The organism is Pseudoalteromonas lipolytica (assembly GCF_001306915.1).
Lineage (GTDB): Bacteria > Pseudomonadota > Gammaproteobacteria > Enterobacterales > Alteromonadaceae > Pseudoalteromonas > Pseudoalteromonas simplex.
Genome location: NZ_LJTC01000068.1, coordinates 1 through 509 on the forward strand (window position 1 = coordinate 1; position 509 = coordinate 509).

1 rRNA gene is annotated in these 509 nt (G+C 53.0%); it reads left to right on the top strand.

The features are described from left to right. Positions 1-509, top strand: a 16S ribosomal RNA gene (locus AOG27_RS21100); the annotation flags it as partial.

The window sequence follows — 509 nt, forward strand, 5'->3', positions numbered from 1 at the left end:
GGGCCTCACGCCATAAGATTAGCCCAAGTGGGATTAGCTAGTTGGTGAGGTAATGGCTCACCAAGGCGACGATCCCTAGCTGGTTTGAGAGGATGATCAGCCACACTGGGACTGAGACACGGCCCAGACTCCTACGGGAGGCAGCAGTGGGGAATATTGCACAATGGGCGCAAGCCTGATGCAGCCATGCCGCGTGTGTGAAGAAGGCCTTCGGGTTGTAAAGCACTTTCAGTAAGGAGGAAAGGTTGAGTGTTAATAGCGCTTAGCTGTGACGTTACTTACAGAAGAAGCACCGGCTAACTCCGTGCCAGCAGCCGCGGTAATACGGAGGGTGCGAGCGTTAATCGGAATTACTGGGCGTAAAGCGTACGCAGGCGGTTTGTTAAGCGAGATGTGAAAGCCCCGGGCTCAACCTGGGAACTGCATTTCGAACTGGCAAACTAGAGTGTGATAGAGGGTGGTAGAATTTCAGGTGTAGCGGTGAAATGCGTAGAGATCTGAAGGAATAC